Annotated in this window: 10 protein-coding genes; all 10 read left to right on the forward strand. The window is 58.5% G+C overall.

The window, feature by feature from the left end; translation table 11 throughout:
• Positions 1-118 precede the first annotated feature (118 nt).
• The 10 genes from acpP (at position 119) to WLY71_RS14815 (ending at position 8,714) form a co-directional block, all read left to right on the forward strand.
• Positions 119-355 carry an acyl carrier protein gene (gene acpP, locus WLY71_RS14770; RefSeq protein ID WP_003442511.1) on the forward strand — a complete coding sequence of 79 codons (237 nt, stop codon included), beginning with the start codon at positions 119-121 and terminating at the stop codon, positions 353-355.
• Between the two features lie 108 nt (positions 356-463).
• The gene (fabF, locus tag WLY71_RS14775) at positions 464-1,708 is read left to right on the forward strand and encodes a beta-ketoacyl-ACP synthase II (protein WP_095132060.1); all 1,245 of its coding nucleotides are present in this window, start codon (positions 464-466) and stop codon (positions 1,706-1,708) included.
• On the forward strand, positions 1,708-2,523 hold the full coding sequence (pabC, locus tag WLY71_RS14780) for an aminodeoxychorismate lyase (RefSeq protein ID WP_347804132.1): 816 nt from the start codon (positions 1,708-1,710) through the stop codon (positions 2,521-2,523). The genes fabF and pabC overlap by 1 nt, the downstream gene beginning before the upstream one ends.
• Positions 2,524-2,526: 3 nt before the next feature.
• A complete protein-coding gene (gene mltG / locus WLY71_RS14785) occupies positions 2,527-3,792 on the forward strand; it encodes an endolytic transglycosylase MltG (protein WP_347804133.1) in 1,266 nt (421 codons plus the stop codon).
• Between the two features lie 19 nt (positions 3,793-3,811).
• On the forward strand, positions 3,812-4,444 hold the full coding sequence (gene tmk / locus WLY71_RS14790; protein ID WP_347804134.1) for a dTMP kinase: 633 nt from the start codon (positions 3,812-3,814) through the stop codon (positions 4,442-4,444).
• Positions 4,437-5,426, forward strand: a complete 990-nt coding sequence (locus WLY71_RS14795; RefSeq protein WP_347804135.1) for a DNA polymerase III subunit delta' — start codon at positions 4,437-4,439, stop codon at positions 5,424-5,426. Before tmk ends, WLY71_RS14795 begins: the two co-directional genes overlap by 8 nt.
• A gap of 42 nt (positions 5,427-5,468) precedes the next feature.
• Positions 5,469-5,825 carry a PilZ domain-containing protein gene (locus WLY71_RS14800; protein ID WP_033056958.1) on the forward strand — a complete coding sequence of 119 codons (357 nt, stop codon included), beginning with the start codon at positions 5,469-5,471 and terminating at the stop codon, positions 5,823-5,825.
• 14 nt (positions 5,826-5,839) lie between these two features.
• Positions 5,840-6,625, forward strand: coding sequence for a TatD family hydrolase (locus WLY71_RS14805; RefSeq protein WP_347804136.1), 786 nt, complete (start codon positions 5,840-5,842; stop codon positions 6,623-6,625).
• Between the two features lie 342 nt (positions 6,626-6,967).
• Positions 6,968-7,606, forward strand: coding sequence for a TetR/AcrR family transcriptional regulator (locus WLY71_RS14810; protein WP_095132065.1), 639 nt, complete (start codon positions 6,968-6,970; stop codon positions 7,604-7,606).
• A 139-nt stretch (positions 7,607-7,745) separates the two neighbouring features.
• Positions 7,746-8,714, forward strand: a complete 969-nt coding sequence (locus WLY71_RS14815; RefSeq protein WP_347804137.1) for a GTP 3',8-cyclase MoaA — start codon at positions 7,746-7,748, stop codon at positions 8,712-8,714.
• The last annotated feature ends 126 nt before the right edge of the window (positions 8,715-8,840 follow it).

The raw sequence follows: 8,840 nt of genomic DNA on the forward strand, positions 1-8,840 counted from the left end.
GGCAGAGGGTCGTCGGGTTTGAGGAGTGAAGCTTTCAGTTGAAAAACTGAAAAGTCTTTCTATACACTTACCCACTGGCCAGCTGCCTGAATTTGTCCATTAGGAGTGAAAACAAGGTATGAGCACCATCGAAGAGCGCGTCAAGAAAATCGTTGCTGAGCAACTGGGCGTTAAAGAAGAAGAAGTGGTCAACACTGCTTCCTTCGTTGAAGACCTGGGTGCCGACTCCCTTGACACCGTTGAGCTGGTGATGGCTCTGGAAGAGGAATTCGAGACCGAAATCCCTGACGAAGAAGCTGAGAAGATCACTACTGTACAAGCCGCAATCGATTACGTTACTAACCACCAGGCTTAATAGCTTGTAATCGTTGCTTGCTGTCATGGAAAAACCGCACTGCCATCACGGCGTGCGGTTTTTTCTTTAGGCCCGATGCAAAGTCGTCATTTGAAAAAGGAGAGTGCTGTGTCGCGTAGACGCGTCGTAGTCACCGGTATGGGTATGTTGTCGCCACTGGGCACGGATGTGCCGAGCAGTTGGCAGGGCATTCTGGCTGGCCGCAGTGGCATTGGTCTGATCGAACACACCGACCTTTCTGCCTATTCCACCCGTTTTGGCGGCTCGGTAAAGGGCTTCAATGTCGAGGAATACCTGTCGGTCAAGGAAGCTCGCAAGCTCGACCTGTTCATTCAATACGGTCTGGCCGCAGGTTTTCAGGCAGTTCGTAACGCCGGTCTGGAAGTTACCGACGCCAACCGCGAGCGCATCGGCGTGGCCATGGGTTCGGGTATTGGCGGACTGACCAATATCGAAGAAACCAGCCGCACGCTGCATGATTCCGGCCCACGACGGATTTCTCCGTTTTTCGTGCCTGGCTCGATCATCAATATGATTTCCGGTTTCCTGTCCATCCATCTGGGCGCACAGGGACCTAACTACGCCATCGCCACCGCGTGTACCACCGGTACGCACTGCATCGGCATGGCGGCACGCAACATCATGTACGACGAAGCCGACGTGATGATTGCCGGCGGCGCTGAAATGGCAGCTTGCGGTCTGGGCATGGGCGGCTTCGGTGCCTCCCGAGCACTGTCGACCCGTAACGACGAACCGACCCGCGCCAGCCGTCCATGGGACAAGGGCCGTGATGGCTTCGTACTGTCCGACGGTGCCGGCGCTCTGGTTCTGGAAGAGCTGGAACACGCCAAGGCCCGTGGTGCGACGATCTATGCCGAGCTGATCGGCTTTGGCACCAGTGGCGATGCCTACCACATGACTTCGCCACCGGCGGATGGTGCAGGTGCTGCACGTTGCATCACCAATGCCTTGCGCGATGCCAAGATCAATGGCGATCAGGTTCAGTACGTCAACGCCCACGGCACCTCGACGTCGGCCGGCGACCTTGCCGAAGCCTGTGCGATCAAGTCGGTATTCGGCGATCACGCTTACAAGCTGGCGGTCAGTTCGACCAAGTCCATGACCGGTCACCTGCTGGGTGCGGCGGGCGCGGTCGAGGCGATCTTCAGTGTGCTGGCGATCAACAGTCAGGTAGCGCCGCCGACCATCAACCTTGATGAGCCGGACGAAGGTTGCGACCTCGATTTCGTACCGCATACCGCGCGCAATATGGATATCGATGTGGTGCTTTCCAACTCCTTCGGGTTTGGCGGTACCAACGGCTCGCTGGTGTTCCGCCGGTTCGCTGACTGATGGACAGCTGGGTCGACGGTCAGCCGGCTGACGCTTTGTCGCTGAAGGATCGCGGCCTGGCTTACGGTGATGGTCTGTTCGAGACCATTGCCGTGCGCAACGGCGCTCCGGTGTTGCTGGATCGGCATCTGCTGCGTTTGGTCAAAGGTTGCCAGCGGTTGGCAATTAATCTCGATCATGCGGCTGTCTGCACAGAGTTACTGACCTATGCCCAAGTGTTGGGCGAAGGTGTGCTCAAACTCATCGTCACGCGTGGCGAAAGCGCGCGCGGTTATGCGCCCGATCCTTCGGCTCAGGCGCGCCGCATCATGCTGGGCAACCCTCCTGCCGTTTATCCTGCTGCCAATGCGGAGCAGGGCGTTCGCCTGTTCCCCTGTGCGACGCGGCTTTCCAGGCAGCCTCTGCTCGCCGGTCTCAAACACCTGAACCGTCTTGAGCAGGTCATCGCCCGCTCCGAATGGCAAGACACCGATCATGCCGAAGGCTTAATGCTCGATCAGGCCGGGCGCGTCATTGAAGGCGTGTTCAGCAATTTGTTCCTGATTCGCGATGGCGTACTGATCACGGCTGATTTGAAGCGCTGTGGCGTTGCCGGCGTGATGCGTGCCGAATTATTGTTTCAAGCCGAGTCATTGGGGATTCCCACGCAAATCATCGACATCACCCTCGATCAGCTGCAATGGGCTGATGAAGTATTTGTCTGCAACAGCGTGTATGGCGTTTGGCCGGTGCGCGCCTATGCCGCACTGAGCTGGCCGGTTGGTCCGCTCACCCGTAAACTCCAAACCATTGCCCGCGCGCTACTGGATGTTTGATACGTGAGACGTAAATTCTTGCTGCTGCTGGAAACCGGATTGGTTCTGGCAGGGCTGTGTCTGGGCGCTTCCGCCTGGAAAATCCATTCGGCGCTGGAACAGCCGCTGAACATCACTCAGGAAGAGCTGCTGGAAGTGCCAAAAGGCACGACACCGACCCGCACCTTCTATCGACTCGAAGCCGATGGCGTCATCAAGGATGCTTTCTGGCTGCGGGTGTATTGGCGCTTCAATCTCGCCAAACAACCGTTGCACAAGGGCGAGTACCGCATGCAGCCTGGCATGACCGTCGAAGGGCTGATTGACCTGTGGAAACGCGGGGAAATGGTTCAGTACAGCCTGACCCTGGTCGAGGGCTGGAATTTCCATCAGGTCCGCGCTGCTCTGGCCAAGGATGAAAAACTCGAAAAGACCCTCGACGGTTTGAGTGATAGCGAGGTGATGGACAAACTCGGCCACACCGGGATTTTTCCGGAAGGGCGATTCTTCCCTGACACCTATCGCTTCGTGCGCGGCATGACCGATGTCGAGCTGCTGAAAAAAGCCTACGACCGCCTCGACGAAGTCCTTGCCAAGGAGTGGAGCCAGCGCGCCGCTGATGTGCCGTACACCGAACCCTATCAGGCGCTGATCATGGCCTCGCTGGTGGAGAAGGAAACCGGCGTGCCGCAGGAGCGCGGGCAGATCGCTGGCGTGTTTGTACGGCGCATGGAAATGGGCATGTTGTTGCAGACTGATCCGACCGTGATCTACGGCCTCGGTGATCGTTACAACGGCAAATTGACTCGCGCCCATCTCAAGGAAGCGACGCCATACAACACCTACATGATTTCGGGACTGCCGCCGACCCCGATCGCCATGGTTGGCCGCGAAGCGATTCATGCAGCGCTGAATCCGGTGGCTGGCAATAGCCTCTATTTCGTTGCTCGTGGTGATGGCAGCCACGTGTTCTCCGATGATCTGGACGCGCACAATAACGCTGTACGTGAGTTCCAGATCAGGCGCCGTGCCGACTACCGCTCCAGCCCCGCGCCGACCACGGCGCCAGAGGCGACGGATGAGCAGGCACCGATTCCGGCTGCTTCGCCCGACACAGTCCCCGAGGCTTTGCCGCAAGTGCCGCCGCAAGAGCCTGCTCAGCCGGCGCCACCAGAGCCGCAAGCGCCTGACCCGTCGCCATCAACGGAGCCGGTGCAAGAACCCGCTCAAGAACCCGCAGCCGCACCCGCGCCCGAACCGGATGCAACCGCGCCGCAAAGCCCGCAATGACTCTGACTAAGGACTGCCTGTGACTGGCTTGTTTATTACCCTGGAAGGCCCGGAAGGGGCCGGCAAGAGCACCAATCGCGAATACCTGGCCGAGCGCCTGCGCGCCGCTGGTATCGAGGTCGTGCTGACTCGCGAACCAGGCGGCACGCCGTTGGCCGAGCGGATCCGCGAAGTGTTGCTGGCGCCGGTTGACGAAGTCATGAACCCCGACACCGAGTTGCTGTTGGTGTTCGCCGCGCGAGCCCAGCATCTGGCCGAGGTGATTCGCCCGGCACTGGCCCGCGGTGCGGTGGTCCTGTGTGATCGCTTTACCGATTCGACCTACGCCTATCAGGGTGGCGGTCGCGGCCTGTCGCTGGAGCGCATCGCGACGCTGGAAGCCTTCGTCCAGGGCGATCTGCGCCCGGACCTGACGTTGATTTTCGATCTGCCGGTGGAAGTGGGCCTGGCCCGCGCCAGCGCTCGTGGTCGTCTGGATCGCTTCGAACTCGAAGGCCGAACCTTTTTTGATGCGGTGCGCAGTGCTTTCCTCAAGCGTGCTGAAGCGGATCCTGCGCGTTATGTCCTGGTCGATGCCGCCCAGTCGTTGGCGCAGGTTCAGCAGGCACTGGACGCCTTGCTGCCGCGTCTGCTGGAGTTGACCCGTGGCTGAAGCCTATCCGTGGCAGGACAGTCTCTGGCAGCATTTGGCAGGTCGCAAGCAACATGCTCACGCCTATCTGTTGCATGGCCCGGCCGGGATCGGCAAGCGCGCGCTGGCCGAGCGCTTGATGGCCAGTTTGCTGTGCCAGCGTCCGAGCGCCGCCCACGATGCTTGCGGCGAATGCAAATCCTGTCTGTTGCTCAAGGCCGGCAGTCACCCCGACAACTACATTCTTGAACCGGAAGAAGCCGATAAGGCGATCAAGGTCGATCAGGTTCGTGATCTGGTCAGCTTCGTGGTTCAGACCGCGCAGATGGGCGGCCGCAAAGTGGTGCTGATCGAGCCGGTCGAGTCGATGAACATCAACGCCGCCAACGCTTTGCTCAAAAGCCTTGAAGAACCTTCCGGCGATACCGTTTTGTTGTTGGTCAGTCACCAGACCAGTCGTCTGTTGCCGACCATCAAGAGCCGCTGCGTGCAGCAGGCTTGTCCATTGCCGAGCGAAGCCATGAGTCTTGCATGGCTGGCGAAAGCTTTGCCGGACTGCTCGGAAGAAGAGCGTATCGAGTTGTTGACCTTGGCCGCCGGTTCGCCACTGGCCGCCGTCAACTTGCAGGCCCAGGGCGTGCGCGAGCAGCGGGCGCTGGTGGTCGATGGCGTGAAGAAGTTGCTCAAGCAGCAACAGTCGCCAACGCAACTGGCCGAAGGCTGGAATGCGATTCCGCTGTTACTGTTGTTCGACTGGTTCTGCGACTGGTCGAGCCTGATCCTGCGCTATCAGCTGACTCAGGACGAAGAAGGCCTGGGACTGACGGACATGCGCAAGGTGATTCAGTATCTGGCGCAGAAAGCCGGCCAGGACAAAGTCCTCAACATTCAGGACTGGATCCTCGCCCAGCGCCAGAAAGTGATGAGCAAAGCCAACCTCAATCGGGTGTTGTTGCTGGAGGCGCTGTTGGTGCAATGGGTGGGTTTGCCTACCCAGAAGTGATCGTCTGCGCCTAGACTCTGGTCATCAGCAACGGAGGTCAGCATGAATGAACTCGTCAATCCGGGACCGCGCAACGGCATTTTGTCCCTGACGATCAAGGACAAGTCCGTGCTTTACGCGGCCTACATGCCGTTCATCAAGAACGGTGGCCTGTTTATCCCGACCAACAAGAGTTACAAGTTGGGCGATGAGGTATTCATGCTGTTGAACCTGATGGACGAGCCGGAGAAGATTCCGGTCGCCGGCAAGGTCACCTGGATCACCCCCAAAGGTGCGCAGGGCAACCGGGCCGCCGGGGTCGGCGTACAATTCAACGATGGCGACAATACCGCGCGCAGTCGAATCGAAACCCATCTGGCCGGAGCCCTGAAGTCCGACCGTCCCACTCATACGATGTAAGTTGCAGCCCTTTTATGCTCGTAGATTCCCATTGCCACCTTGATCGCCTCGACCTCGCCGCCCACGACGGCTCCCTGGATGCTGCACTTGATGCGGCCCGTCTGCGCGGGGTAGGGCACTTTCTGTGTATCGGCGTCAGCGTCGAGAACGCCGCCGACGTCAAAGCCCTGGCCGAACGTTACGACGACGTCGACTGTTCGGTTGGCGTGCATCCGCTTGACGTGCAACCGGGCGCCGCACCAGCACTGGATTGGCTGTTGCGCGAGCTCAACCACCCGCGTGTGGTGGCGATCGGTGAAACCGGTCTGGATTACCACTACGAGCCGGAAGCAGCGAAGTTGCAGCAGGAGTCGTTTCGCCTGCATCTGCAAGCGGCGCAGCAGACGGGCAAACCGGTGATCATCCACACCCGTGGTGCCCGCACCGATACGTTGAACCTCCTGCGTGAAGCAGCGCTGCCCCAGGCGGGCGTGCTGCATTGTTTCACCGAAGACTGGGACATGGCCAAAGCGGCGCTGGACATGGGGTATTACATTTCCTTGTCCGGGATTGTCACTTTCCGCAATGCCGACGCTCTGCGTGATGTGGCCAGTAAAGTGCCGGCTGACCGATTGCTGGTGGAAACCGACTCGCCTTACCTGGCGCCGATCCCTCATCGCGGCAAGCCAAACCTGCCGCAGTACGTGCGCGACGTAGCGGAATTTCTGGCAATGTTGCGAGGTGAGCCCTACGAGCGGTTTGCCGAGCAAACCACCGAAAATTTCAAGCGGCTGTTTCCGCTGGCCCATGTGAAAGGTTAAATCGCAGGCAAAAAAAACCCGGGTTCTGGGGGGTGAATCCGGGTTAAGACCATTAGGAGTAAAACAAAGGCACGCGGTCCGTTGGTACCTATATCGGCGCAACACTTGGGGGAGATGTCCCGCCGACAGTTGAAGTATTGATCAGTATTGCGCCGAGTCCAGTTTACTGGCGCCGGTTTTTAAACAAATTTGGAATACGGGCGCTTCGGTTGAGTTCTCATTAATCTGCGAGGCTGCCGGAATTCATCAAGAAACACATATATGGTCGGATGATCCGTGCATTTTTGCGCAAGTTAGGCATAATACGCGGCTTCGAATTTTGACCCCTACAGACCTTTTCTTATGCATAAAGAACCTCGTAAGGTCCGTGAGTTTCGTCGCCGCGAGCAAGAAATTCTCGATACCGCGCTCAAGCTGTTCCTCGATCAAGGTGAAGACAGTGTCACCGTCGAGATGATTGCTGATGCCGTCGGTATCGGCAAAGGCACGATCTACAAGCACTTCAAATCCAAGGCTGAGATCTATCTGCGCCTTATGCTCGATTACGAGCGCGATTTGAACGAGCTGTTGCATTCGGCCGATGTCGACAAGGACAAGGAAGCCCTGTCCCGGGCCTACTTCGAATTCCGCATGCGCGACCCTCAACGCTATCGGTTGTTCGATCGCCTGGAAGAAAAGGTGGTCAAGGGCAATCAGGTGCCGGAGATGGTCGAGGAGCTGCACAAGATTCGCGCCTCGAACTTCGAACGCCTGACCCAGCTGATCAAAGGCCGGATCAGCGAAGGCAAACTTGAAGACGTGCCGCCTTACTTCCATTACTGCGCATCCTGGGCGCTGGTGCACGGCGCCGTGGCGCTGTATCACTCGCCGTTCTGGAGCAATGTGCTGGAAGATCAGGAAGGCTTCTTCCAGTTCCTGATGGACATCGGCGTGCGCATGGGCAACAAGCGCAAGCGCGATACCGACACCCCGAGCAGCTGAACCATTCAGTTGCCTTATTGCGCCATGATTTCGCTACGTGGTGCAGTACCGCAGGAATATACTCAGGCATAGGACTTGCTAAAACTTGATTTGTGAGTCAAGTTTTAGCGGTCCGAATATTCTTCCGCCGGAGTAATCCATGATCGTTGACCGTCAAGGCAGGCGTTTTCGCAATTTGCGAATCAGCCTGACTTCAGCCTGCAATTACGCTTGTACCTACTGCGTGCCCAACGGCAAGCGGTTGGTGGCTGCGCAGGATGAATTGTCGGCCGAGGCCATGGCGCGTGGCGTGGCCTATCTGATTGAAGCAGCGGGCATTGAGCGTTTGCGCATCACCGGCGGCGAGCCGCTGGTCAGCCCCAAACTCGAAACTTTCATGACCGCTGTCGGGCAGATGGGCCTGGCGGACATCAGCCTGACCACCAATGGTCAGCTGCTGGCGAAGAAACTGCCACTGCTAGTGGGCGCCGGCATTCGTCGCATTAACGTTTCCCTCGATACCCTGGATGCCAGCGCTTTTCGCAGCATTGCCCGTGGCGGCGATCTGGCGACAGTGCTTGACGGTATGGATCAGGCCAGCGCCGCCGGCCTGAAGATCAAGGTCAATATGGTGCCGCTGCGTGGGCAGAACCTCGATCAGGTGATGCCGCTACTCGATTACTGTCTGGAGCGCGGCTATGAGCTTCGTTTCATCGAGTTGATGCGCATGGGCCACCTGGCCAGCGACTCCAATGCTTTCCTGCAACAGTTTGTCAGCCTCCAGCAGTTGCTCAGCCTGATCGGTGAGCGCTACGAATACCTTCAGGCCGATGCGCCGGTAGATGCCACCGCCGTGCGTTACGAAATTCCGGGGCAGGGCTACTTCGGCGTTATCGCCAACGAAAGCGTTCCATTCTGCCGCACCTGTTCGCGGCTGCGTCTGTCCTCCACGGGCTGGCTGCATGGCTGCCTGTCGTCGAGCAACCGCCACTATGTCGGCGACCTGCTGGACAAGCCCCGTCATCAAGCTTTGCCCGCCTTGCAGAGGCTCTTGGTGAAAGCCTTGGGTGATAAGCAGGAAGTGGCATTTTCTGGTGGCGCGACCGTGATGAAAATCATCGGCGGCTAAACACGATCCCTGTAATTGGATGGACTCGCCCAAGCCGAGGCGTCAATGCGCCACGGTGGCAGTCTAATCAGCCAACGACAGCGAGGGCGAGTCCATGAAAAAGCATACTTCGATTGATCAATCCCT

It is taken from the genome of Pseudomonas rossensis (genome assembly GCF_039888995.1).
Classification (GTDB): domain Bacteria; phylum Pseudomonadota; class Gammaproteobacteria; order Pseudomonadales; family Pseudomonadaceae; genus Aquipseudomonas; species Aquipseudomonas rossensis.

What these genes read in the sequence shown, in the direction of transcription:
- WLY71_RS14805 (WP_347804136.1), top strand. Translation starts at nt 5,840, where the DNA reads ATGCTCGTAGATTCCCATTGCCACCTTGATCGCCTCGACCTCGCCGCC.
- acpP (WP_003442511.1), top strand. Translation starts at nt 119, where the DNA reads ATGAGCACCATCGAAGAGCGCGTCAAGAAAATCGTTGCTGAGCAACTG.
- WLY71_RS14810 (WP_095132065.1), top strand. Translation starts at nt 6,968, where the DNA reads ATGCATAAAGAACCTCGTAAGGTCCGTGAGTTTCGTCGCCGCGAGCAA.
- WLY71_RS14800 (WP_033056958.1), top strand. Translation starts at nt 5,469, where the DNA reads ATGAATGAACTCGTCAATCCGGGACCGCGCAACGGCATTTTGTCCCTG.
- pabC (WP_347804132.1), top strand. Translation starts at nt 1,708, where the DNA reads ATGGACAGCTGGGTCGACGGTCAGCCGGCTGACGCTTTGTCGCTGAAG.
- WLY71_RS14815 (WP_347804137.1), top strand. Translation starts at nt 7,746, where the DNA reads ATGATCGTTGACCGTCAAGGCAGGCGTTTTCGCAATTTGCGAATCAGC.